A 22475-nucleotide genomic window follows, 5' to 3' on the forward strand; every position below is an offset into this window, starting at 1 on the left:
ATTATGAGGATATTGGTCGTCAAATGCAAATCACGATACGCGACATTTTAGATCTTGAGACTCTGGTGGAGTCTGAGCAGGTTGAGTTTAAACGTGCTGGTGGTAAGGATGGGAAGGGAGCACTGCCGAAAGATTTTTGGCCTACCTACAGTGCGATGGCAAATGGTCGTGGCGGATGGGTGATCCTTGGTGTGCGGGAGAGTGATGATAGAGAGTTTATTCCGGTTGGTGTAGAGCAGCCTGAAAAGGTGAAAACCGATCTGTTTAATCAACTCAATGATCGGGATCGGGTCAGTGTCAATGTCATTTCTGAGAGGGATGTTCAGCTGGTGGCCATGCAAGGCTTGCCTGTTTTAGCGATCCATATTCCACCGGCGACACGTAAGCAGAAGCCGGTTTATCTGAAAAAGACTCCCTTTGGGAATACGTATCTGCGTCTGCATGAAGGGGATCGTCGCTGTGATGATCAGTTTGTTAAGCGGATGCTTGCAGAGCAGTTGCATGACAGCCGTGATGATGAAGTTCTTTCAGAGCACTACTCATTCAATGACGATATTAGCCTTGAGAGCCTGAAAATCTATCGTAACCGCTTAGAGGCGCATAAGCCGCAGCATCCTTATCTCGATCTGGACTTGTTTGATCTCTTCAAAAAGGTGGGGGATGGCGTAAGGATCGAGAGACAGGTAAAGAGGGAATCACTCTGGCTGGCGTCTTGATGTTCGGGAACTGGGAGGCGATAACTGCTGCAGCACCAAACTATTTTGTTGATTTTCAGGAAAGGCCGGAAGCACAGGCTGAGCACCGATGGGTTGATCGTGTTTGTCCGGATGGTACCTGGTCTGGCAATCTGTTTGATTTTTACCGTCGGGTGTATCAGAAACTCACTGCAGACCTAAAGGTTCCCTTTAAGCTGGAGGGTGGGCAACGCAAATCGGATACTCCTGTGCACGTTGCCTTACGTGAGGCGCTGGTTAATACCTTGGTGCATGCCGACTTCAGTGATCGGGTTTCAGTGCTGGTGGTGAAACGTCCGGATATGTTTGGATTTCGCAATCCAGGCTTAATGCGGATCCCTCTCGCAGATGTCATATCCGGAGGTGTCACTGATTGTCGTAATCGGATCCTGCATCAGATGTTTTTGTTAATTGGCTTGGGAGAGCGGGCTGGCTCTGGCATGCCAAAGATCTTTAGTGGTTGGAAGTCAGTTAACTGGCGTACACCTAAGTTATGGGAGCGGGAGTCCCTGCTCAGACTCTACTCTCCCTTTCCACTGCAAGCTTGATCTCAGAAGATGTGAGGTCTGAGCTGCATCAGCGATTTGGTGATAAATTTGATGGCCTCAAAGATTTTGAGCAATTGATCATTGCGACTGCCTCTATCGAAGGGTGGGTCAATCATGAGCGAGCTTGCCAGCTGACAAGCCAGCATCCTCGAGAGGTCACCTTAACGCTACCCAAATTGGTAAAGAATGGCTTTCTGGCTGCAAGTGGGGAGCAAAGGCACAAATCTTACACTCTTCCGGGTGTTGCTTTACCGACGCCATCAGAGGTGTTTGCCAGTGCCTCTAATGTGACAAGCTCCTCAAATAGCTCCACATATAATGAACAGAGCTCCACACATAACGGACTGAGCTTCACACATAGTGGTGCCAGCTTCACATATAACGGAGCTAGTTTTTCTGGTGATGTTCAGAGCACAGCTGGTAGTCACGAATTAAAAACTGAGAATAGAGATTCATTCGGACGGCTGCTTACTGAGCATCTGGACCTCCCATTTATTGACTCTGTTACTATGCTTGAGTCCGAGTTTAGAGATGCACAATACCGTTTAGCTAAGGCTCCTCGGGAGAAAAAGCGACTATCTAAGGAGTTGATGAGCGAGGCTATTTTGAATGTCTGCCGGGGGCACTATGTATCGATTGCTTCGCTTGGTGAGCTACTAAAGAGAAACCCGAGTGCAATTCGCCAGCAGTACCTGAAAAGCCTGGTTGATGAGGGCAAGTTACGCCTGGCTTTTCCTGAGTTTAAGACTGACCCTAAGCAGGGCTATAGCACCGTTGAAAATGGTACTTTGGACCAGACCCAACAGAATGAGAGTAACTAATGATTACCGAAAACCAACTTGAGCTGCTGTGTATCGACTGGTTCAAAGAACTGAGTTACGAATACCAGTTAGGTTATGACATCCAGCCTGATGGTCCAAGACCGGAGCGGGAGGATTACCGCCAGGTAGTGTTGAAAGAGCGCCTGCTGGAGCGGCTGGAAGCGATTAACCCCGAAGTACCATCGGATACCCTGCAGTTGGTGGTGAATTCTGTGGTTGAGCCTGAGTCGCCGATTCTGATTAAGAGCAACCGCGCCTTTCATAAGTGGCTGATCGAGGGCTACCCGGTTGAGTATACCTGCCCTAAGAGCGGCGAAAACAAGCATACTCATATTCGGCTGATCGACTTTGATAGGGTGGATAACAACCAGTTCTTGGTGGTCAATCAGTTCACCATCACTGGTACCAAGGGCAATCGCCGCCCGGATCTGGTGGTGTTTATCAACGGTCTGCCGATCTCGGTGATAGAGCTAAAAAATCCTGCCGATGAGCAGGCGGATATCTGGCATGCCTATAACCAGCTGCAGACCTACAAAGAGGAGATAAGCGATCTCTTTGTGTTTAATGAGGCGCTGGTGGTGAGTGATGGCTGGACGGCGCGTATCGGCTCGCTGACCGCCAATAAGGAGCGTTTTCTGCCCTGGCGTACTATCAGCAACGAGCAGGATAAGCCGCTGCTGGAGTATCGCTTAGAGACGCTGGTGCGAGGCTTTTTTGACAGAGAGCTATTGCTCGATTATATCCGTTACTTTGTGCTGTTTGAGAGTGACAGCAACGAGATCATCAAGAAGATCGCTGGTTACCACCAGTTCCATGCAGTGCGTGAGGCGGTCAAGGCCACTGTGGTGGCAGCCAATAAAGAGGTTAGCGGCAAATTGCTGCCTGCCACCAGCAACATCGAGCCTGGCTCGGGCAAGGCAGGGGTGGTGTGGCATACCCAGGGCTCGGGCAAGAGCATCTCGATGGTTTGCTATGCCAGCAAATTGCTGCAGCAGCCACAGCTCAATAACCCGACGCTGGTGGTGGTGACGGACCGTAATGATCTGGATGGCCAGCTGTATAACACCTTCTGCATGGCGCAGGAGACCCTCAAACAGCTGCCGCAGCAGGCAGCAGATCGTGATGCGTTACGTGATCTGCTTGCCAGCCGTCAGTCCGGCGGGATCATCTTTACCACGGTGCAGAAGTTCTCACTGCTGGATAATGAAGAGGCGCACCCGATACTCTCGGAGCGAAACAATATTGTGGTGGTTTCGGATGAGGCGCACCGCAGCCAGTATGGTAACAAGGCCCGCCTCACCGAAACCAAGGATGAGCAGGGGAATGTGACCGGACACCGCTATGTGTTTGGCTACTCCAAATATATGCGCGATGCACTACCGGGAGCCTCGTTTATCGGCTTTACCGGGACCCCCATCTCACTGGATGACAAGGATACCCGTGGGGTGTTCGGTGATTATGTCTCCATCTATGATATTCAGGATGCGGTGGAGGATGGTGCGACAGTGCCCATCTACTATGAGTCTCGCCTGGCTAAGCTGGATATCAACCAGGATGAAATCGAAGAGCTGAACGATGAAGTGGATGATGTCCTGGAAGATGAGGAGGAGCTCTCATCCCGGGAGAAGGCTAAATCCCAGTGGGCGGCATTGGAGAAACTGGTGGGCGCAGAGCCTCGCATCAAACAGATTGCAGAGGATCTGGTAAAGCACTTTGAGGCGCGTACCGAGACCTTCCCCGGCAAAGGTATGGTTGTTGGGATGAGCCGGGATATCTGTGTCGATCTCTATGATGCGATCGTGGCCCTGCGCCCTGATTGGCATGATGAGGACCCCGAGAAGGGGGCGATCAAGATAGTGATGACGGGCTCCGCCTCCGATAAAGCCAAGCTACAACCGCATATCTACAACAAGAAGCAGAAAAAGCGCTTCGAGGCACGCTACAAGAAGGTGGATGACCCACTGAAGCTGGTGATTGTGCGGGATATGTGGCTGACCGGCTTTGATGCGCCCAGCTGTCACACCATGTATATCGATAAACCGATGAAGGGCCATAACCTGATGCAGGCTATCGCCCGGGTGAACCGGGTGTTTAAAGACAAGCCGGGCGGACTGGTGGTGGATTACATTGGGATTGCCAACGAGCTTAAGAGTGCTCTGCATACCTATACCGGCTCTCGGGGTAAGGGGAAGCCAACTGTCGACAGCCATGAGGCGTTCTCTGTACTGGCAGAGAAGATTGATGTGGTGCGCGGCATGTTTGCCACCCTGGTCGATGGCAACACCTTTGACTACCTGGATGAGTTTGAAACTAAGGCGATTCAGCTATTGCCGGGTGCAGTAAATCACCTCTCTGGTCTCACTAATGCAAAAGGGGAGAGAGACGGCAAGCGGCGTTTTCTGGATGTGATGGCGGCGCTGACCAAGGCGTTCAGCCTTTGTAACACCCTGGATGAAGTGGCAGAGTATCGCAAAGAGATCGCCTTCTACTCGGCGATTAAGACTGCCTTTTTGAAGCACTCCTCGGTGGATAAAAAGCTTAGTGAAGAGGAGAAGCACTCAGCCCTGAAGCGGATCATCGATAATGCGATTGTCGCCGAGGGGTAGATGATCTCTTCTCTATGGTAGGCCTGGAAAAGCCTAACATCGGCCTGTTGTCGGAGGAGTTCCTGGAAGATGTGAAAAGCATGCCGCAGCGCAACCTGGCGGTTGAGCTTTTGGAGAAGCTTCTCAAAGATGAGGTGAAGGCGCGGCTTAAGACCGATGTGGTCCAGGAGAAGAAGTATTCGGACCGGATCATGGAGACCCTGCGTAAGTACCATAACCGGGGAATTGAGACCGCACAGGTGATTGAGGAGCTGATCCAGATGGCCAAGGATATGGCCAAGGATGCCGATCTGATGAACCAGCTCAATCTCAATCCGGATGAGATTGCTTTCTACCATGCTTTGATCCGCAATGAAGCCTCGGTACGGGAGATGGGCAACGATAACCTCAGAAGCCTGGCGATTGAGCTCACCAAGCAGATCCGTAAGTCAGCTACTGTAGACTGGCAAAACCGCGAGAGTGTACGGGCGCGGATGCGTAACTTGGTGCGGCGACTACTGCGGCGCTGGAAGTACCCGCCCGATGATCCTGAGACTCAGGAGTACACCGAGTCGGTGGACTTGGTTCTCAAGCAGGCCGAGGCCCTGGCGGGGAGCTGGGGCGAGCGCTGAGTGCCGACTTTATTATGAGCTTTCCTGAGGTAGAAGAGTCTGTTCTGCTGTTAGGTTAATTTGCTCAGGGCAAGCATGATGATTTATCTGACCTGGACAACGCTTGGGGTGTTTTGAATAAATCAGGACATAAGTCGCACTTTGAGCGATTACTTGAGCGGGTTTGTTGTCGAATTAATGAGTTTCGGTGTGAAGAGTTTAACGGCTGAGGCCTGGGAGCGAACGGGGCTATCGCTATAACTATGAAGTCACGGAGCGGTGCGCTGGTGAGCGGCAGCAGACTTGATGAAGCCATCGCCCATTAGCAAAGTGATTCAGAGTTCAAAGAGGATTGACGGTGACAACAATATCAATATTTTATGGGATCGTGATTGCGATGTACTGGCGAGAGCATCAACCTCCTCATTTTTATGCCACTTATGAAGAAGATGAAATCTTGGTTGATATCCTAACCCTGACGGTGCTCGAAGGGAAGCTACCCAAGCGTGCTGAAAAGATGGTACTGGAATGGGCATCCAAATACCGTAAAGAGCTATTGGGGAACTGGGCTTTATGCGAAAAAGAACAGCTTCCCCGTAAGATTGCACCACTCGACTTTGAAGTAGGGCCGGTGACGACACCGTGGCATGTTGAACAAGTAAGAGTAGTTAAACATCTTCTGCTTGAGGTGACATTTAGAGATGCAGTATCTGGCACAGTTTCGATTGCACCGGCATGGCTAACTGGCGCTCTTTCACCTCTCAAGGACCCCGAGTTATTTTCTCAAGCTTTCATTGCCCATGGTGCTGTATGCTGGCCGGGAGATTTGGATCTCGATCCTTTAATGATGCACGATGCGATCGCTCAATTCGGGCACCATGAAGTCTGTTGATAGAGTTGAAAATTGCGAAGCATAGATGCCACCTGCCTAGGCTTGTGGCAATCTGTGTAAGGTATGGAGTGAGTCACCCTGAGAGACGATGCTGATTGCTGTATGCATAGCTTGTGACTTATGAGGTTGAGCTTAATATTATGAGAGGGTGCCTAACGGCACCTTTTCTTTTGCTATGGATTGTCTGGAGAAATAAGTGTCTAAACGTTGGAGCAAGCTTCAAAGAGAGTTTTATCAGCTACGAGCAGAGGGGCTGGACTTGCAGCTGCACTGCCGGGTGTATCGGATGGGCTCTCAACGTGGTAGTACAGACTGCCCTCGATATTGGATAACCCTGGGTAAAGAGGTTATCTGGGACTATCCAAGGGACTTTAGTGAGAGTGAAAAGGCTAAGAGGCTTACGGATGAAGGACACTACCCCTATATCACTGATGTCTCAGATATTTCAGCGCTGATCCGCGATTACATTGATACTCCCAAGGGGGAATTACTGTCCCGGTCATTTGACCAGGATCGCTGGGGGCTGGTGGACCTGCTCAGAGCCTCTGACCGTCGTGTCGGTTTGCGACGCCTTGCTAAATTCAAACAGTCGACCACCAGCAAAGCTGCTCACAGATTGATGGAAGCTCGACTGGCCTAGTAAAGACTTATATGGAGTAATTCTGTTTGCTCAGGCCGAGCCCCTTTCTATCTGTAGCTGTCCATGATTTTGTGTACGGCAGGGATATCAGCTGCGGCCCAATCAACGTCCATCAGGCTATCTTTAGTTAGCCAGCGCTTGGCAACATGCTCAGTTAACACAATCTCTCTACTATCAACATTTACAACAAAACAATGCATGGTGATATCGAAGTCTGGGTAGTCGTGTTCCACAGTGATCAATAATTGTGGGCTGCTTATAGAGAGTGCGAGTTCTTCTTGAAGTTCACGCTGAATTGCGTCTTCGAGTGACTCACCTAATTCGACTTTCCCACCTGGGAACTCCCACTTGTGGCGAATGTAATCAAGTCCGGCGGAGCCACGTTGAACTGCAAGGTACTGGTCTTCGAATGTTATAATTGCAGCTACAACTTCGATGTGTTTTCTCATTATGCTGTATCCACATGCCTTGTGCGTTGCTGAAGAGTGAGTACATCTTGTCTATCATCAACAATGTGCATTTTTTTATGGCAGTTGGGGCATAGTGCAACGGTGTTTTCTATGGTGTCTTCACCTCCTCTCGCTAACCAAGTGATATGATGAGTCTCAAGGTAGGGCTCACCTTTGGCGTTGTGAAATGGCGCAGGCTGTAAACAAAGTTGGCAAATACCTCCTGCCTGCCTCTTCGCATACTCGGCTACCCAAATGCTTCTCTCATATTGAGTAGCTTCTTGCTTGAATGTGCCAGGTTGCTTTCGGCTTTTTGCTGCTCTCTCTTTTAGGGTTTCATCTGATAGAGCTTTTGCCGCTTTAGAGCGCTTTTTTTCTAGTGCCTGCAGATTGTCTTGAGATACAACCCTACTACCTAATGCCACCTTCAACGGAAAAATATAAGCAAGCCTGCTGTCACCGTTTACATCAGGTTGTGGCTCTTGGTAAGGGCTACCACAAAGAGTCACCTCTCCAACGTAGGTGTATTCTTTGTCTCGAAATACTTCGAATAAGTGAACCCCTACGCCGTTGCTTCCTGACTCTGCGAGAGTTTTGTTTTGTGCAAAAGATAAACTCTGATCACCGTTTGTCCCCATGCCTGTGTAATGGAGAGTATTACCTTCCCAACGATCATCATAAATAGATTTAACGTGGTTTGAGATGATAACCAACGTGTTGGTCTTATGCGCACGGCGCATGCCACCTTGAGGGCTGCATCCAAATATGTCACATAGCTGGGTGTTATCGAGTATAGAGCCGGGAGTAACTGGGGGATTGTGGTCATATAAGTCATATAGGTGTTAGATACTCTGAGCCGTACAATACTGCAAACTTGAAAGAATGAGAAACAGAGATGCCGATTTTGCAGGTGCATTATCACTCAGCAAAAGGTTAGCTCGTTTGTGAGTGATAGCTTGAAGTGGTTTTCACTTTTGTAACTGTGTACCCCTGAGTGTACCCCTAACTCAAAAATGAAGAAGGGGTTACAGCGCGATGTGCTGTAACCCCTTGATATTCTTGGCGCTCCCGAGACGATTCGAACGTCCGACCTTGCCCTTAGGAGGGGCCTGCTCTATCCAGCTGAGCTACGGGAGCCGTGTGCTGCTGATTATACTGAATTTAAGGGCTTTGAAAAGCCATCTTACTCAATCAATCAGGGTCAGATCGCGGATCTGGATGTTGGTTGCCGGATATTTGTTCACCGGGACCAGTGTTGCGCTATATTCCTGCAGATGAGCAACTTCCATCTGGGCTCGAATGGGACGTTGCAGGTCACGGAACAGGCCACTTTGATCGATAAAGGATGCCTGATGATTGATCCTGAGCTTATCGCCGACCTTGAGGCCGTGGCGTCGCCCCAGATTGATCTCCAACTTCTCCCCGCTGACCCGGATGATCCGTCCCTGGGGCTTGCGGCATTTTAGAAAATCAAGCACATCCATCTGCACCTGGTCCAGCAGCTGGGCCGTGGTCTGGCCAAACTTACTGCTCCAGAAATTATTACTGTAAACATCGACTTTGGCGGTATCGTTAAAATCCCACTTTTGGGTAAATTGATAGAGGCGCTCCATCTCCAGGGTGCCGTGATAGCTGTCATAAAGATAGACCTGCAGGGCCAGGGAGCGTTTGTCGATCCGCACCTTGTCCAGCCAGGCATCCCGGTTGAGCCAGGTTTCGGGAACTGTGAGTGACAGGCGTGACTTGTCCAGCAGCGCGATATCTCGGATCACCCCGAACAGGACGTATTGGCTGTCACTATTTCGTCCGATACTCAGGAGCTGCTCGGGGTTTCGGTCCTGGCGAGTCAGAATTTTGTCTGGATTGAGATTCAGGTTGTGATCCAGCCAGGGGTGGGTCACCAGATCGGCTGTTGATTCAGCCAGTAGCTGGTGCAGATAGCCTGAAATGGCTCGATTGAGCTCAAAGAGCTGGCCATTGCGTGCCTGGGTCGGATTTTCGGTTCGAAAACGTGCCAACACCAGGGACTTTGCATAACTAGGGCCCTTGCAGCTGGAAAGCTCGGGGGTAATGTCGGCCTGGACGCCAATCAACATATTGCCGTTGATTACTCTCTCCCAGGTGATCTCATAGCCTCTTATCTCACTGTTGCTGCGGATCTGAATCGTATCCTGAGTCAGGATGCCATCCTCGACCTGTTGCAGGCTGGAGATTGAGGAGCCAGATTTTAGCAGAGCCTGCTTGAGAGCCAGGCGCATCGCCTGCTCCCGGGCAAACGCCTTATCACCATTGATGATGGGGGCTGAACCGACGCCCTGAAACCATGCGGCATAGGCTGATTGCATAAACATCAGCAGGAGCATAAGCAATAAGCATCTTTTTTGCATACAGTTAAACCAAGGTGTCAGCTATTTATTGGATATAAGCAGAATTTGTGCCTGCTCTAATGGTTTTAAATTCTCAAGAATTGGCCATGGTGACCGATAGAGAGATCAGATGGCCTGCCGGAGGTAATAAGATGAAGACCCTGAGCATCATGCTGATGTTGTTACTCGGGCTTAGTGCCTGTAGTAGTCAACCTGAACCCCCACCGGTCCAGCCCAAGCCGGTACCTCAGGAAGAGAAGGAAAGGATCCCCCCTCAAAGCGAAATTAATCAGGTTGTGTCTGATATGGCCGACCAATTGCTAGGGAATGATGTAAACAAGGAGAATCAATCGCCGATCGCCGTTGCTTCCTTTGTTGATCTGACGACCCTGAAGCGAACCAACAATCTGGGGCAGCAGTTGGCCGAGAGTTTTATCCACGAATTGCATCGCCGCGGATTGCCAGTGGTCGATTACAAGCTGACCGGTAACATCCGGATCACCCCCAAGGGAGACTTTGTATTGAGTCGAAACTGGAAAGACCTGGCCAAACGGTTACCCATCCGGCGGATCCTGACCGGTACCATGTCTCAAAGTGGTAATGGGATCCTGATCAATACCCGGATCATCGAGCTTGAGAGCAAGTTTGTAGATGCAACCGCTCAGGGATTTCTTCCCGATATGGTGTTGATCCCCTATGAGATGCGCGGTCGCTCCGTGACCACCTCAGGTGGTCACCTGAGTCGCGATGAGATGCGCTTTAATGGTAGCGGGCACAGTGTGGAGCTCACACATTAGGAGTAAACTATGTTTTACCGAGGGTGGCTGGTGGCGGGGGGGATCCTGCTTCTGAGTGGTTGCTCTTCATTGAGCGGGATTTTTTCATCGTCCGATCAACATAAGGCCTATGCTCCTGCAGAGCTTCCGGTGCTGACAGCTGTGGGTTACGCACCTATCCTGGAACAACCAGGCCCCTCCAAGACACAAAAGATGCTGCAGGCGATTCGGGCCTCTAAGCTTGATGCATATCGTGAACTGAGCGAACAGGTCTATGGCCAGAGGGTTCATGGTCAAACCCGCCTGGGCAACGTGGTTCAAAAAGATAGCCAGCTTCAGGCCTCGGTCGATGGCCTGGTGCGGGGAGCCAGGGTTGTGCAGAGCTATGCCCTGGACAATGTCTATGTCACTCGCCTGGAGCTCGATATGAAGCTTGTTCATCAGTTGACTCAGGGTGCTTTTGGTGGACGTTCATCCCAGGGAGCTGCGACAAGGCGCTTCTGAGTGGAGGTTATACGTACTGCAAGAATCCCGGGCACTCTGCCCGGGATTTTTTATGTCCCTGCTGTAGGAGTTCTTTAGGCGGCAGGAAACTGCCGCTATGGTTAGATGGGGGGGAATTACATCTATTGTGGTGTCTGGCTCAATCATGAGCGACACGCTGTGAATCCGGGCCTCTTCCATGAGACTCTTTTCCCGCTTAGCTCTTTGCTTCGTGTGCGTTACTCAGGTTGTAACTTACTTCCGGAGTCTCTATTGCCGTGCTGCCATCCCTGATAGCTCATTCCAGTTCGATGATGTTAAAACTTACTCATCTTAAATATCAGCAATAGATCTGAAATATGACCCAATAAAGACTGATATCACTAAATGGTGTGATTGCATCGTAAGCAGAGCATTTTCAGGAGATACTGGTTCACAGTTGAACCATCAATAGAGCCTATGAGGGGAGGGGAAAATATATTCGAGCTTGTAGGATTAGTTTAAGGCTCAGGCCTTGATCCCTTTGCCTGACAGGGTGCCACCCTGGGCTGTGCCTTTTTTGCTATAGGTCATGGTATCAGGGTGCTGCAGGCGGGTCAGGAGTTGTGACAGGCGGTTGGTGGTACTCAGGCTGCGTTCGATGATTTCGCCATTGACTGCATTCTCTTTCTGGCAATTTTCGAGCTGACGACGAACCTCTTCAAGCTCTTTGGCATGTTGCTCCTGGAGTGTTTCGAAGTCGGGATGAGTGGTGAGCTGTTGATCCAGCTCTGCAATCTTCACCAGCAGTAGCTGTTTTTGTTCGACGAGCTGTGAAAGAGGCTTGATTTGACGTTTTTCAAGAGCCAGGCGCTCCTGCGCCAACAGTTCCTGAAGCTGTTTGAGCTGATTGAGTTGCTGATTCAGAGTATCTAACCATTCGTTCATTTGGCTATTTTTTCTAATTCAGACTCAAGTGTAAACATTTTTTTAGCCACTTGTTCATGGTTAACCTGATAGCTTCCATCTGCGATGGCTGCTTTAAGCTCAGCGACACGCTCAGCACGGCTGCTATCTGAGGTGGCAAGCTGTTTCTCCAGCTCAGTGAGCTGCTGGGCCTGCTTGGTGAGAAGTACCGCATCAGGTTTAGCCTGTGAGGTGGCTTGTGGCTGTTGATCACCAGCAACTTGCGGATCAGACTTTTTATTCGCCTGGTCGATTCGCTGCTTAGCATCATGACCGATGTTATTGATATGAATAGACATCTTAACCATCCAACCTTAGGAAACCCATCTTTCTGTCCATTGTATCGGCAACTCCACATAATCCTTTAGTAAAAATTACGGGAAATGCTACTCATAGGGCAACTTCCACCCGAGCCACACCGGTGACTCTTGCTGTTATTTTACGCCCTGAGCGGATATTTTTCACGGAAACTGTTTGCCCGTAACGCGCATCTCCCAATGCGACTCCCGTGGTGCGCAGCATGATGGAGTCGCTTTTCGCAATAATATTCACCTTATCCTGTTTGCAAACTACGCAGATATTGTGTTGCAAAATGGGCATATTGATCCGGACATCCCGCTTGAGTCGGGTGCCGATGAGGCGCTTGGGATCCTGAAAACCGTTGTTGCGGATCACCAGGCGATCAAAGTAGGCGATCTTGAGATCGTTTTGGGTGATCCTTTGTCCCTTTCCCATATTGCGAACGGCAACAACCTGAGGCTGCTGATAGCTGACCCGAACCGGAACATAGATATTCCAGGCAGGATCGGAGCAGGTCACATGCACAGGAGTATTGCGCTTTATCTTTCCGTTGCCCGGTAATCTTAGCTTGAGAGGACCCTTGCAGACCGGAAGGTTAAGCCGACGGTCAACGCCTGTGACCTTGAGGTTGAGGCGGCTGTCGCTCGGAGCATTGATCTGCTGTTGCATAAATTGCTTTACCTCTGCCTCAATATGCTGATGAAACTCAGCAGCCTTGCCTTGTGAGGCAACCACTGCTAGTAACATGAGTATGAGATGGGTATTTCGCATTTGAACCTCTTTGTTCGGATTCAAAATGACGCTCTGTTTCAAACTTGTCTATGCTATACAAAGGACAAAGTTAAGATGAAACCGTGCCACTCGTTCCATGAGAGTGAGAAACGCAAGTTTCATGCCGGACTTTAAACTGGAGCACGCTATGGCAGGCATATTAGACTCGGTCAACCAAAGAACCCAGCTAGTCGGACAAAACCGGCTGGAACTTCTGCTTTTCAAACTGGCTGGTCGTCAAAGATTCGGCATCAATGTATTCAAGGTGAAGGAGGTCTTGCAGTGCCCCCCATTAACCAGCATGCCTAAGCTGCATCCCTGTATTCGCGGGGTGGCACACATTCGGGGGCAAACCATCTCGGTCATCGATTTTAGTATGGCGACCGGGGGACGGGCTATCGAAGATCCAACCAAGTGCTTCATCATCATCTCAGAATATAACCGTTCGATTCAGGGATTTTTGGTGGGTTCGGTGGAACGGATCATCAATATGAACTGGGAGGCGATCTTACCTCCTCCTGAAGGTGCCGGTCGTTTTAACTATATGACAGCGGTCACCGAAGTGGATGGTGAGCTGGTCGAGATCCTGGATGTTGAAAAAATTCTTCACGAGATTTCGCCGCTGGATATGGATGTCAGTGCAGAGGTTCTTGAAGAGAGCACAGGAAAGGATCTCAGTGAGTTGCCGATTCTGGTTGCGGATGACTCATCCGTTGCCCGCAAGCAGGTGCAGCGAGCCGTTCAGGCGATAGGAATGAGCTGTATTTTGGTTAAAGATGGTAAAGAGGCACTGGTTAAGCTCCAGGAGATGGCGGAAAACGGCCCGATCGAAGATCAGATCTCTTTGGTTATTTCAGATATCGAGATGCCGGAGATGGATGGCTATACATTAACCGCTGAAATCCGCAACGATCAACGCCTTAAGGGGCTGCATGTGATCCTGCATACCTCATTGAGCGGGATCTTTAATCAGGCAATGGTACAGAAAGTTGGGGCAAATAACTTTATTGCGAAGTTTAACCCGGACGAACTCGCTAAAGCGGTACAGGCTGCTTTATAGGTTATGGATAACGATAAAGATGGTACCTCATGAAAACGATACCTGACGATCTTTATAAGAAGTTCAGCGATTTTCTGGAACGTAAGAGCGGCATCGTACTCGGTGATAACAAGCAGTATCTGGTTAAGAGTCGCCTGACACCGCTGATGGCTAAATATGACAGTCCGGATCTGACCGATCTGATTAATCGCTCTATGCTGATGCGAGAGCGGGATCTGCAGATGTCGGTGATCGATGCGATGACCACCAATGAGACTCTGTGGTTCCGTGATGTCTATCCTTATCAGCTGTTAACAGACAGGCTGCTTCCTGATGTTGCTAAACCGGCTCGTAAGGTTAAGATCTGGTCTGCGGCCAGCTCATCAGGGCAGGAGCCCTACTCAATTGCGATGACGGTTCTGGAGCACCAGATCAAAAAGCCCGGGACTCTCTCCGGTGGCGCCGAGATCATAGGTACAGATATCTCGGTTGAGATGTTGGAGCATTGTCAGAAAGGTGAATATGACTCCCTGGCTCTGGCTCGGGGTTTGTCCCTTGATCGCAAACGTCAGTTTTTTGAGCCTTGTGATAACAACCGGATGCGGGTGGTGGACAGGGTCAAACAGCTGGTGACCTTCCGCTCCTTTAACTTGTTGGATAACTACAGTCTGCTGGGGAAATTTGACATCATCTTCTGTCGAAACGTGTTGATCTACTTTTCGGCTGATGTGAAATCCAAGATCCTCAACCAGTTTGCCAACAGTCTTAACCCCGGTGGCTACCTGATGCTAGGCGCCTCTGAATCACTTACCGGTCTTACTGAGCGTTTTGAGATGATTCGCTGTAACCCGGGGATCGTGTACCAGGTGAAAGACGCCAAGGGCTCTGTGTTTAATCGATAATCGGGTTCACTTCTTCAGAGCACTCCGGGTGGGTGCTCTTTTTTATTCCTTCCAACCCATAATCCCCAAATATCTGGAACATATTTTGCAAAAAAAATTCCAGGAGGCGCTTATGGCTATTTCATTCGATAAGGCACTTGGCATTCACCAATACACCCTTGAGGTACGCAATCGGCGTTCCGAAGTGTTATCGGGGAATATTGCCAATGCTGATACTCCGGGCTATAAGGCTCAGGATCTCGACTTTGAGGCCGCACTGGAGCATGCGAAGGGGATGCAGCAGTTTAATCTGTCGCGTACCCATGAGCAGCACATTCAGGGCTCAGCACAGATGGATGGCGATCTTAAATTCAGGATCCCGGAGCAGCCAGATACCGGGGATGGCAATACGGTGGATGTCCAGCGTGAGCGCACGGAGTTTTTTACCAACCACCTGCAGTACCAGAGCTCCCTGACTTTTCTTAACTCCAAGATCTCTGGTCTTCTCAAAGCGATTAAAGGAGGTCAGAGATGAGTCTTTTCAATGTCTTTGATATTGCCGGCTCTGCGATGAGTGCTCAGTCGGTGCGCCTCAATACCACCTCATCGAACCTTGCTAATGCAGAGAGTGTCAGCTCCAGTGTTGAGGAGACTTTTCGTGCCAGGCGGCCGGTCTTTGCCGCAGAGCTGCAAAAAGCGATGTTCGGTAGTAGCGATCAGGGGAGTAATGCCGTTGGGGTAGAGGTGTTGGGAATTGTAGAGAGTGATGCGCCACTGCGCGCAGAGTATAACCCCAATCACCCGATGGCAGATAAGGATGGTTATATCTACAAACCGAATGTCAATGTGGTGGAAGAGATGACCGATATGATTAGCGCCTCCCGCTCATATCAGACCAATGTACAGATTGCAGATTCCGCCAAGCAGATGTTGCTGCAGACACTGCGGATGGGGAAAGGTTAAGGGGAGATAGCAGATGACTCAAATTAGCAACAACCCTTATCTGGATGTCTTGCGTCAGACTGAGCAAGCCAATGCCCAGAAAGCCGAAGATCCGAACAATAAGCAGTTGGATCAGGAGGACTTTTTCAAGTTGCTGACCCAGGAGCTCTCCTATCAGGATCCTTTTAAACCGGTGGATAACACCCAGATGATTAGCCAGATGACCTCTTTCAGTACCCTGGAGGGGATCACTAAGATGACCGAAGAGATGGAGAGTCTCAACTCAGTGATGACCTCGGGCCAGGCTTTGCAGGTTTCAGGGCTGGTGGGTAAGAGTGTCCTGATCCCATCTAATACCTCACATATGCAGGAGGGGCAGGATATTTCGGGCAAGATCAATCTTCCACTGTCAGCCGGTAATGTATTGCTGCAAATTGAAGGGGCCAATGGTGAGCTATTGCGCTCTTATAATTTAGGCGATCAGGCGGCAGGAAATGTCAGCTTTAGCTGGGATGGCCAGGATCAAAGCGGCAACCCTTTGCCTGCTGGCATGTACAAAATCAAGGCCACTGGTCTTATTGAAGGTAATCGCGAGGAGTTGCCGGTTGCGACCTTTGCCCATGTGGATAGCGTGAGCCTCGGTCAGGGAATGAGCGATGTGGTACTTAACTTGCAGGGATTGGGTGGAATTAAGCTTAACGAAGTGATTGAAGTCGCTTCATAAGGTGTACAAAGGGGTAGCATCATGTCTTTTAATATCGCCCTCAGTGGGATCAATGCCGCTCAAAAAGATCTGGATACCACGGCAAACAACATCGCGAACGTGAATACCACAGGCTTTAAAGAGTCCCGTGCTGAATTTGCCGATGTGTATGCCTCCTCTATCTTCACCGCGGGTAAAACCAAGGTGGGGGATGGTGTGAGCACCTCAACCGTTGCCCAGCAGTTTCATCAGGGCTCGTTGCAGTTCACCAACAACCCGTTTGATCTGGCGATCACCGGCTCCGGTTTCTTTGTGACCTCCTCTGAGCCAACCTCTCTGGATTATACCTTTACCCGGGCGGGAGCCTTTAAGCTGGATAAAGACAACTATGTAGTGGACTCAAACAGTAACTTCTTAAGAGGTTTTCCGGTGAATACCGATGGAAGTTCATCTTCGGTAAGTCTCGGGACTTCGGGTACGGTGCAGGTACCAGAGACTGCCGGAGTGCCGGTCCAGACATCAATTCTCGACATTTCACTGAATTTGCCAGCAGCCGAAACAGCACTCACTGTTGCTAATTTTGATCCGGCCAATACCACCACCTATAACGCGGCAACCTCGATGACGGTTTATGATTCATTGGGTGAGGCCCATACTGTCACCATGTATTTCGTGAAACCCGCAGGGGCTCCTATACAGGAGCAAACCACTGGGGAGTTTTCGCCTTTGTTGATAATACGGCAGTGAATGTGGTTACGGATACAGGCGATAATACTCCAAATGCAGGCCAGTACCAGGTTGACTTTGAGACGGGGATGACGCTTCCATCTAGCGGGCGAACTCAGACTCCGGATGGTATCGCGGATGATTTGGATGACACCGGTGCGAATACCGATGCGGGAGACTTCGTAAGTATGACTGTAGGCACTCATAGAGGTGCAGTATTGACCTTTGATGCAAGTGGCTCCATGCTAACGAGTGGTGGCACCAGCCCTGCCACTATCACTCTTCAGTCTCTGGGGTCACCAGCTTAGGTGGCACAGCAGGAGCCGGGGTACTTGGGGCGGGAGCCGATGGTAGCCAGCAACTGACCCTGCGTTTTAGTACCACAGAGACCACCCAATTTGCCTCCGAATTTGAGGTGACCAACCTTGAGCAGAATGGACTGACGGTAGGGCGCTTAACCGGTGTCGATATCGGATCCGATGGTTTGGTGAAGGCGACCTACTCCAATGGTACATCTACTCCTCTGTCAAGAGTGGCCCTGGTGCGTTTTTCTAACGAGCAGGGGCTGAGACAAAACGGTGAAACCAGCTGGAAAGAGAGTCAGGACTCCGGGGTTGCCATCGCAGGTGAGGCGAACTCAGGAACCTTTGGTACCATCAACTCGGCGGCCCTTGAGCAGTCGAATGTAAACCTCACGGCTGAGCTGGTGGATCTCATCACCGCGCAGCGGAACTTCCAGGCCAACTCACGGGCCCTTGAAGTTAACAGTAGCCTCCAGCAAACAATCCTGCAGATCCGTTAACCTGAATATCCTCTTGAGCAAGGCGGCGATAGCCGCCTTGCTCATTTCTGGCACCCCCCTTGCATTTCTCCAGGTAGTCACCGAATTGACTGGAGTGTCGTATGGATCGCTTGTTGTATGTCTCCATGACGGGAGCCAAAGAGAATATGGTGAGCATGGCCAAGCGGGCCAATAACCTGGCCAATGCCAGCACCATAGGTTTTAAGAGCGACTTTCAACAGGCTCGTGCCATGCAAGCCTTTGGTGAAGGGCTGCCGACTCGGGTGTTCTCCATGACGGAGCGAGCGGCTACCAACTATGACCAGGGTTCTTACATCACCACAGGTAGGGAGCTGGATGTTGCGGTTAAGGGAGAGGGCTGGCTGGTAGTAAAGGACAGCAAGGGTGAAGAGGCCTTTACCCGGATGGGTAATCTCAGCATTTCTGTGACCGGAGAGCTACAAACCAGCACAGGATTAACCCTGGTCGATGTAGGGGGGAATCCGATTATCTTGCCGCAGATGGACAAAATCGTGATCAACAAAGATGGCACCATCCACGGCTTATTGGCGGGGGCGACCCCGGATATCCCTGAAGACTTTCAACAGTTAAAGCTGGTGAACCCGCAAATCCAGGATCTCTATAAAGGAAATGACGGGCTGTTTCGGCGCAAAGATGGAGAGGCGGAGGCGGTCTCTGCCGATGTACGCCTTGCCAATGGCAAGCTTGAATCGAGCAATGTGAATGTTGTGGCGGAGATGACCCACCTTATTCAGTTACAGCGTCAGTTTGAAACCCAGGTCAAGATGATGAAGACCGCAGAGGAAAATGATCAGGCTCAGGAGCGACTGCTCAGAATGAGATGATTTTAGGAGGCTAGTATGAATCCTGCATTATGGATCAGCAAAACGGGCCTCGATGCCCAACAGACCAACATTTCGGTGGTCTCCAATAACCTGGCGAATGCCAGTACCGTGGGGTATAAAAAATCCCGGGCCATCTTTGAGGATCTTCTTTATCAAAACATCAATCAACCGGGGGACGCTCCTCGGCGGATACCGAGCTACCTTCGGGTTTGATGCTGGGGGTGGGCTCCAAGGTGGTCGCCACCCAAAAAACCTTTAGCCAGGGTAATGTTCAAACCACAGATAACTCACTGGATATAATGATCAGTGGTCGGGGCTTCTATGAAATCCAGCTCCCGGATGGCACCTCTGCTTATACCCGCAACGGTCAGTTCACCATGAATGATGAGGGAACGATCGTAACCCCGGGCGTGGGCTATGTGCTACAGCCACAAATTCAGATCCCGAATAACGCACAGAGCATCACCATTGGTACTGATGGAACGGTTTCGGTGCAGCTGGCGGGACAAGCGGCGCCTCAGGAGCTGGGACAGATCACTCTGACCGATTTTATTAACCCCGTGGGACTTGAGCCAATGGGGGAGAATCTATTTATAGAGACTCAGTCAAGTGGAGCCCCCATCGCAGGGACCGCAGCAGCCGATGGATTTGGTGATATCAAGCAGGGAATGCTGGAAACATCCAATGTCAATGTGACCGAAGAGCTGGTGAATCTGATTCAGTCACAGCGCATTTATGAGATCAACTCTAAGGTGATCTCTGCGGTTGACCAGATGATGTCGTTCGTCAACCAGCAGTTGTAAGGTGACACCATGATGAGACTGTTGTTGGGCATGTTGCTGTTAGTTCTGTTGGGCGGATGTGCCTCGCCCTATCCGGTTGCTACACCGGATGATCCTGACTATGCGCCAGTCTACCCCGATGAGCCCGAGGTCAATATGGTTCCAACAGGCTCAATTTATCAGCGTGGTTATGCGAATAATCTCTACTCTGATGTCAGGGGACTCAAGGTGGGAGACATTATCACTGTCACCTTGAATGAGACCACAACAGCCTCTAAAAAAGCCAACTCGACACATAGCAAGGATAATAGTTTTACCACCACGACCCCCCTAAAAATTGGTGGGGAGACCATCAATGCCCTGGGTTTTAATCAGATATCGGCAGGATTTAATCGAGAGAGTGAATTTACCGGGGCTGGTAAGGCTGATCAGAGCAATAACCTACGCGGAAATATCTCAGTTACTGTGACCAAGGTGCTGTCGAATGGCAACCTGGTGATCCGCGGTGAGAAGTGGATGATGCTCAATAACGGCAATGAGTATATTCGCCTCACCGGGGTGGTGCGTCCCGAAGATATTGACTCCCTGAACCAGGTCGAGTCCTACCGGGTAGCCAATGCCAGGATCCAATATGGTGGTACCGGTGATTTTGCCAACTCCCAGGAGGCAGGATGGCTGTCTCGTTTCTTCAACAGCCAATGGTGGCCATTCTAGTGGGGTGAGCTGATGCGATTCATAATCATAGTATGCACTTTTGCCCTGCTAACCTTGCCGGTGGAAGCTGCCCGGCTCAAAGATATGACCTCGGTTCAGGGGGTTCGCTCCAATCAACTGATCGGTTACGGCCTGGTAGTTGGATTACCAGGAACCGGTGAGAAGAGTAGTAAATTTACCGAACAATCTTTTCGCGCCATGCTCAATCATTTTGGGATCCGACTTGCAGACAATGCGACACCCAAAATTAAAAACAGTGCCGCGGTGATTATTCACGGTGATCTACCCGCCTTTGCCAAACCTGGTCAAAAAATCGACGTTACGGTTTCGGCGATTGGTGAGGCGAAAAGCCTGCGAGGCGGCACCCTGCTTCGGACCTTCCTCAAGGGAGTGGATGGTCAGGTATATGCCATTGCACAGGGCTCTTTGATAGTTTCAGGTCTTGGCGCTGAGGGGGCTGACGGCTCTAAGGTTTTGGTAAATACCCCGACGGTAGGGCGGATCCCTAATGGGGGAGTGGTGGAACGTGCGGTTCCGAGTGCCTTTGCTACCGGCGATCATCTTATCTTTAATCTGCACCGCCCAGACTTTACCACGGCGAAGCGAGTCTCGGATGCGATCAATCAACTGCTTGGGGGAGGGATTGCTCGCCCGATGGATGCCACTTCAATCGAGGTCCGGGCTCCCCGAGATGTTGCTCAGAGAGTGGCCTATCTTTCGGCCCTTGAAAACCTTGATGTGAAACCTGCCGATGAGAGTGCGCGGATCATCGTCAATTCCCGCACCGGTACCATAGTGATCGGCCAGCATGTGCGGCTAAAACCTGCCGCCATCACCCATGGTGGTTTGACCGTCTCGATTACAGAAAACCCCCAGGTCTCCCAGCCTGAGCCGCTATCTGGCGGTGACACAGTCGTAACCCCTGATAGTGAGATCAATGTTGAGCAGAAGAATATGCGGATGTTCAAGCTCGATACGGGTACCACTTTGGATGAATTGGTGCGGGCGATCAACCAGGTTGGGGTTGCGCCAGGCGATCTGATGGCGATTCTGGAGGCGCTCAAGCAGGCAGGGGCTATCGAGGGTGAGCTGATCATTATTTGAACTGGCACTAACCATGCATGGTTCTGTTACTTGCTGAAGCAATGAGTTGCCAGGAGCGGTTCTAATGAATGGCATGGATCCGACACTCTTTACTGATATTAAATCTCTGGATCGATTACGCCAGGAGTCTCTGACTGCCGCGGACTCGAGAAAGCCACTGCTCAAGGCTGCTCAGCAGTTTGAATCCTTCTTTACTCAGATGTTGCTGACCCGGATGCGTGAGGCAAACCGGGTGTTTGAGGCAGACTCTCCCTTTAACAGCCACTACACCCGGTTTTATCAGGGGATGCTGGATCAGCAGATGGCTGTTGAGATGAGCCAAAAGGGTAGCCTTGGGTTGGCCCAGCTGATGGTTGAACAACTCTCACCAACTCAGGGAGCGATTTTACCGGGCCAAGCCAGTGGTTATGGGGCGATGGGAAGTCAACATAGCACAGCGAAGGCCGCGCCTCTTGCAGAAAAATCAGCTGAGACGGGAGATAAGCCTGTTGTATCCAAAGCTCAGCCAATCGAAAAAACAGTTGAACCAACCGCATTTGATTCTCCTAAGAGCTTTATCGATACCTTGCTCCCACTGGCAAAAGGAGCTGCAGAAAAGCTTGGAACCTCCCCTCTTGTTTTGCTGGCGCAGGCGGCACTGGAGACGGGGTGGGGCAAGAAGCTGCTACGCAGGCTCAATGGCGAGAGCAGCTTTAACCTCTTTAATATCAAGGCAGATCCCTCCTGGCAGGGGGAGAGCACCCGGGTTACCACACTTGAGTATAAAGAGGGAGTTGCGGTTAAGCAGAGTGCGAACTTTCGCTCCTATGATGATTTCAGTCAGAGCTTTGGTGACTATGTCGAGTTTTTACAGCGCAACCCTCGTTATCGTGAGGCGCTGCAGAGTGCTGCCGATCCCGAGCGTTTTATTGAAAAACTCCAGCAGGCGGGCTATGCCACCGATCCTAAGTATGCCTCCAAGGTTATGCGGGTGTTTGAATCTATTCCTCAGCTGTCTGGTGACAGGGCCCTGTAAG

Annotated in this window: 25 protein-coding genes, 1 tRNA gene and 3 pseudogenes; 22 read left to right on the forward strand and 7 right to left on the reverse strand. The window is 50.6% G+C overall.

Translation table 11 applies throughout. The annotated features are described in order from the left end of the window. Window positions 1-23 precede the first annotated feature (23 nt). From DB847_RS24750 to DB847_RS04805, 6 genes and pseudogenes are all read left to right on the forward strand, one after another. On the forward strand, window positions 24-716 hold the full coding sequence (locus DB847_RS24750) for an AlbA family DNA-binding domain-containing protein (RefSeq protein ID WP_199911725.1): 693 nt from the start codon (window positions 24-26) through the stop codon (window positions 714-716). Next, a complete protein-coding gene (locus DB847_RS24755) occupies window positions 716-1282 on the forward strand; it encodes a putative DNA binding domain-containing protein (RefSeq protein WP_199911726.1) in 567 nt (188 codons plus the stop codon). Before DB847_RS24750 ends, DB847_RS24755 begins: the two co-directional genes overlap by 1 nt. A 590-nt stretch (window positions 1283-1872) precedes the next feature. After that, window positions 1873-2103 (forward strand): hypothetical protein, encoded by a 231-nt coding sequence (locus DB847_RS25405; RefSeq protein WP_234418516.1) that lies wholly within the window; start codon window positions 1873-1875, stop codon window positions 2101-2103. After that, window positions 2103-5320 (forward strand): annotated as a pseudogene (locus DB847_RS04795) (type I restriction endonuclease subunit R). Before DB847_RS25405 ends, DB847_RS04795 begins: the two are co-directional and overlap by 1 nt. 337 nt (window positions 5321-5657) lie before the next feature. Next, entirely contained in the window at window positions 5658-6191 is a 534-nt protein-coding gene (locus DB847_RS24240; RefSeq protein ID WP_159084408.1) for a DUF4160 domain-containing protein, read from the forward strand. Window positions 6192-6387: 196 nt separating this feature from the next. Next, window positions 6388-6831: an SF0329 family protein gene (locus DB847_RS04805; RefSeq protein WP_108649679.1), complete on the forward strand. Its 444-nt coding sequence runs from the start codon at window positions 6388-6390 to the stop codon at window positions 6829-6831. A 47-nt stretch (window positions 6832-6878) separates the two neighbouring features. Here DB847_RS04805 and DB847_RS04810 read toward each other — a convergent pair whose 3' ends face one another. The 4 genes from DB847_RS04810 to DB847_RS04825 all read right to left on the reverse strand — a co-directional run bounded on the left by DB847_RS04810 (window position 6879) and on the right by DB847_RS04825 (window position 9631). Beyond that, window positions 6879-7280: a (deoxy)nucleoside triphosphate pyrophosphohydrolase gene (locus DB847_RS04810; RefSeq protein WP_199911728.1), complete on the reverse strand. Its 402-nt coding sequence runs from the start codon at window positions 7278-7280 to the stop codon at window positions 6879-6881. After that, window positions 7280-8020, reverse strand: coding sequence for an HNH endonuclease (locus DB847_RS04815; RefSeq protein ID WP_108649681.1), 741 nt, complete (start codon window positions 8018-8020; stop codon window positions 7280-7282). Before DB847_RS04815 ends, DB847_RS04810 begins: the two co-directional genes overlap by 1 nt. A gap of 320 nt (window positions 8021-8340) precedes the next feature. Next, window positions 8341-8417: transfer RNA gene (locus tag DB847_RS04820), tRNA-Arg, on the reverse strand. Window positions 8418-8467: 50 nt separating this feature from the next. Beyond that, a complete protein-coding gene (locus tag DB847_RS04825; protein WP_234418517.1) occupies window positions 8468-9631 on the reverse strand; it encodes a flagellar assembly protein T N-terminal domain-containing protein in 1164 nt (387 codons plus the stop codon). A gap of 122 nt (window positions 9632-9753) precedes the next feature. Between DB847_RS04825 and DB847_RS04830 the strand changes: the two genes are divergently transcribed. Together DB847_RS04830 and DB847_RS04835 are read left to right on the forward strand one after the other, a co-directional pair. Continuing rightward, entirely contained in the window at window positions 9754-10443 is a 690-nt protein-coding gene (locus tag DB847_RS04830) for a FlgO family outer membrane protein (protein ID WP_108649683.1), read from the forward strand. Window positions 10444-10452: 9 nt separating this feature from the next. Further along, entirely contained in the window at window positions 10453-10926 is a 474-nt protein-coding gene (locus DB847_RS04835; RefSeq protein WP_108649684.1) for an LPP20 family lipoprotein, read from the forward strand. Between the two features lie 486 nt (window positions 10927-11412). On the opposite strand, the gene flgN is transcribed toward DB847_RS04835, so the two are convergent. From flgN to flgA, 3 genes are all read right to left on the reverse strand, one after another. Next, entirely contained in the window at window positions 11413-11832 is a 420-nt protein-coding gene (gene flgN, locus DB847_RS04840) for a flagellar protein FlgN (RefSeq protein WP_108649685.1), read from the reverse strand. Next, window positions 11829-12149: a flagellar biosynthesis anti-sigma factor FlgM gene (flgM, locus tag DB847_RS04845; protein WP_159084410.1), complete on the reverse strand. Its 321-nt coding sequence runs from the start codon at window positions 12147-12149 to the stop codon at window positions 11829-11831. The genes flgN and flgM overlap by 4 nt, the downstream gene beginning before the upstream one ends. 91 nt (window positions 12150-12240) lie before the next feature. Further along, window positions 12241-12921 (reverse strand): flagellar basal body P-ring formation chaperone FlgA, encoded by a 681-nt coding sequence (gene flgA / locus DB847_RS04850; RefSeq protein WP_108649687.1) that lies wholly within the window; start codon window positions 12919-12921, stop codon window positions 12241-12243. A gap of 148 nt (window positions 12922-13069) precedes the next feature. Between flgA and DB847_RS04855 the strand changes: the two genes are divergently transcribed. The 14 genes and pseudogenes from DB847_RS04855 (at window position 13070) to flgJ (ending at window position 22474) form a co-directional block, all read left to right on the forward strand. Further along, window positions 13070-13981, forward strand: a complete 912-nt coding sequence (locus DB847_RS04855) for a chemotaxis protein CheV (RefSeq protein ID WP_108649688.1) — start codon at window positions 13070-13072, stop codon at window positions 13979-13981. Between the two features lie 29 nt (window positions 13982-14010). After that, window positions 14011-14862 (forward strand): CheR family methyltransferase, encoded by an 852-nt coding sequence (locus tag DB847_RS04860; RefSeq protein WP_108649689.1) that lies wholly within the window; start codon window positions 14011-14013, stop codon window positions 14860-14862. 112 nt (window positions 14863-14974) lie between these two features. After that, window positions 14975-15376 carry a flagellar basal body rod protein FlgB gene (gene flgB, locus DB847_RS04865; protein ID WP_108649690.1) on the forward strand — a complete coding sequence of 134 codons (402 nt, stop codon included), beginning with the start codon at window positions 14975-14977 and terminating at the stop codon, window positions 15374-15376. Then, the gene (gene flgC / locus DB847_RS04870; RefSeq protein WP_108649691.1) at window positions 15373-15804 is read left to right on the forward strand and encodes a flagellar basal body rod protein FlgC; all 432 of its coding nucleotides are present in this window, start codon (window positions 15373-15375) and stop codon (window positions 15802-15804) included. Before flgB ends, flgC begins: the two co-directional genes overlap by 4 nt. A 13-nt stretch (window positions 15805-15817) precedes the next feature. Continuing rightward, entirely contained in the window at window positions 15818-16507 is a 690-nt protein-coding gene (locus tag DB847_RS04875; protein ID WP_108649692.1) for a flagellar hook assembly protein FlgD, read from the forward strand. 21 nt (window positions 16508-16528) lie between these two features. Further along, window positions 16529-17233 (forward strand): flagellar hook-basal body complex protein, encoded by a 705-nt coding sequence (locus DB847_RS24765; RefSeq protein WP_199911729.1) that lies wholly within the window; start codon window positions 16529-16531, stop codon window positions 17231-17233. A 2-nt stretch (window positions 17234-17235) separates the two neighbouring features. Then, window positions 17236-17520: a hypothetical protein gene (locus DB847_RS24770; RefSeq protein ID WP_199911730.1), complete on the forward strand. Its 285-nt coding sequence runs from the start codon at window positions 17236-17238 to the stop codon at window positions 17518-17520. 50 nt (window positions 17521-17570) lie between these two features. Continuing rightward, window positions 17571-17897 (forward strand): annotated as a pseudogene (locus DB847_RS24775) (flagellar hook-basal body complex protein); the annotation flags it as partial. A gap of 21 nt (window positions 17898-17918) precedes the next feature. Continuing rightward, window positions 17919-18014: a flagellar basal body rod C-terminal domain-containing protein gene (locus DB847_RS26550; protein ID WP_407644454.1), complete on the forward strand. Its 96-nt coding sequence runs from the start codon at window positions 17919-17921 to the stop codon at window positions 18012-18014. Window positions 18015-18115: 101 nt separating this feature from the next. Further along, on the forward strand, window positions 18116-18859 hold the full coding sequence (locus tag DB847_RS04885) for a flagellar basal body rod protein FlgF (RefSeq protein ID WP_108649693.1): 744 nt from the start codon (window positions 18116-18118) through the stop codon (window positions 18857-18859). A 15-nt stretch (window positions 18860-18874) separates the two neighbouring features. Beyond that, window positions 18875-19662, forward strand: a pseudogene (flgG, locus tag DB847_RS04890) (flagellar basal-body rod protein FlgG). Window positions 19663-19674: 12 nt separating this feature from the next. After that, window positions 19675-20355, forward strand: a complete 681-nt coding sequence (gene flgH / locus DB847_RS04895; protein WP_108652905.1) for a flagellar basal body L-ring protein FlgH — start codon at window positions 19675-19677, stop codon at window positions 20353-20355. 12 nt (window positions 20356-20367) lie between these two features. Next, window positions 20368-21459: a flagellar basal body P-ring protein FlgI gene (locus DB847_RS04900; RefSeq protein WP_108649694.1), complete on the forward strand. Its 1092-nt coding sequence runs from the start codon at window positions 20368-20370 to the stop codon at window positions 21457-21459. 64 nt (window positions 21460-21523) lie between these two features. After that, window positions 21524-22474, forward strand: a complete 951-nt coding sequence (flgJ, locus tag DB847_RS04905) for a flagellar assembly peptidoglycan hydrolase FlgJ (RefSeq protein WP_108649695.1) — start codon at window positions 21524-21526, stop codon at window positions 22472-22474. The last annotated feature ends 1 nt before the right edge of the window (window position 22475 follow it).

The organism is Dongshaea marina, assembly GCF_003072645.1.
Taxonomy (GTDB): domain Bacteria; phylum Pseudomonadota; class Gammaproteobacteria; order Enterobacterales; family Aeromonadaceae; genus Dongshaea; species Dongshaea marina.

Bases quoted from the DNA above. Each gene is read 5' to 3' on its own strand.
- flgB (WP_108649690.1), top strand. From the start codon at position 14,975: ATGGCTATTTCATTCGATAAGGCACTTGGCATTCACCAATACACCCTT.
- DB847_RS04885 (WP_108649693.1), top strand. From the start codon at position 18,116: ATGGATCGCTTGTTGTATGTCTCCATGACGGGAGCCAAAGAGAATATG.
- DB847_RS04835 (WP_108649684.1), top strand. From the start codon at position 10,453: ATGTTTTACCGAGGGTGGCTGGTGGCGGGGGGGATCCTGCTTCTGAGT.
- DB847_RS24755 (WP_199911726.1), top strand. From the start codon at position 716: ATGTTCGGGAACTGGGAGGCGATAACTGCTGCAGCACCAAACTATTTT.
- flgA (WP_108649687.1), bottom strand. From the start codon at position 12,921: ATGCGAAATACCCATCTCATACTCATGTTACTAGCAGTGGTTGCCTCA.
- DB847_RS24750 (WP_199911725.1), top strand. From the start codon at position 24: ATGCAAATCACGATACGCGACATTTTAGATCTTGAGACTCTGGTGGAG.
- flgN (WP_108649685.1), bottom strand. From the start codon at position 11,832: ATGAACGAATGGTTAGATACTCTGAATCAGCAACTCAATCAGCTCAAA.
- flgH (WP_108652905.1), top strand. From the start codon at position 19,675: ATGAGACTGTTGTTGGGCATGTTGCTGTTAGTTCTGTTGGGCGGATGT.
- flgJ (WP_108649695.1), top strand. From the start codon at position 21,524: ATGAATGGCATGGATCCGACACTCTTTACTGATATTAAATCTCTGGAT.
- DB847_RS04810 (WP_199911728.1), bottom strand. From the start codon at position 7,280: ATGAGAAAACACATCGAAGTTGTAGCTGCAATTATAACATTCGAAGAC.
- DB847_RS04855 (WP_108649688.1), top strand. From the start codon at position 13,070: ATGGCAGGCATATTAGACTCGGTCAACCAAAGAACCCAGCTAGTCGGA.
- DB847_RS04875 (WP_108649692.1), top strand. From the start codon at position 15,818: ATGACTCAAATTAGCAACAACCCTTATCTGGATGTCTTGCGTCAGACT.
- DB847_RS04815 (WP_108649681.1), bottom strand. From the start codon at position 8,020: ATGCGCCGTGCGCATAAGACCAACACGTTGGTTATCATCTCAAACCAC.
- flgC (WP_108649691.1), top strand. From the start codon at position 15,373: ATGAGTCTTTTCAATGTCTTTGATATTGCCGGCTCTGCGATGAGTGCT.
- DB847_RS04830 (WP_108649683.1), top strand. From the start codon at position 9,754: ATGGTGACCGATAGAGAGATCAGATGGCCTGCCGGAGGTAATAAGATG.
- DB847_RS04860 (WP_108649689.1), top strand. From the start codon at position 14,011: ATGAAAACGATACCTGACGATCTTTATAAGAAGTTCAGCGATTTTCTG.
- flgM (WP_159084410.1), bottom strand. From the start codon at position 12,149: ATGTCTATTCATATCAATAACATCGGTCATGATGCTAAGCAGCGAATC.
- DB847_RS24765 (WP_199911729.1), top strand. From the start codon at position 16,529: ATGTCTTTTAATATCGCCCTCAGTGGGATCAATGCCGCTCAAAAAGAT.
- DB847_RS04900 (WP_108649694.1), top strand. From the start codon at position 20,368: ATGCGATTCATAATCATAGTATGCACTTTTGCCCTGCTAACCTTGCCG.
- DB847_RS25405 (WP_234418516.1), top strand. From the start codon at position 1,873: ATGAGCGAGGCTATTTTGAATGTCTGCCGGGGGCACTATGTATCGATT.
- DB847_RS04825 (WP_234418517.1), bottom strand. From the start codon at position 9,631: ATGTTTATGCAATCAGCCTATGCCGCATGGTTTCAGGGCGTCGGTTCA.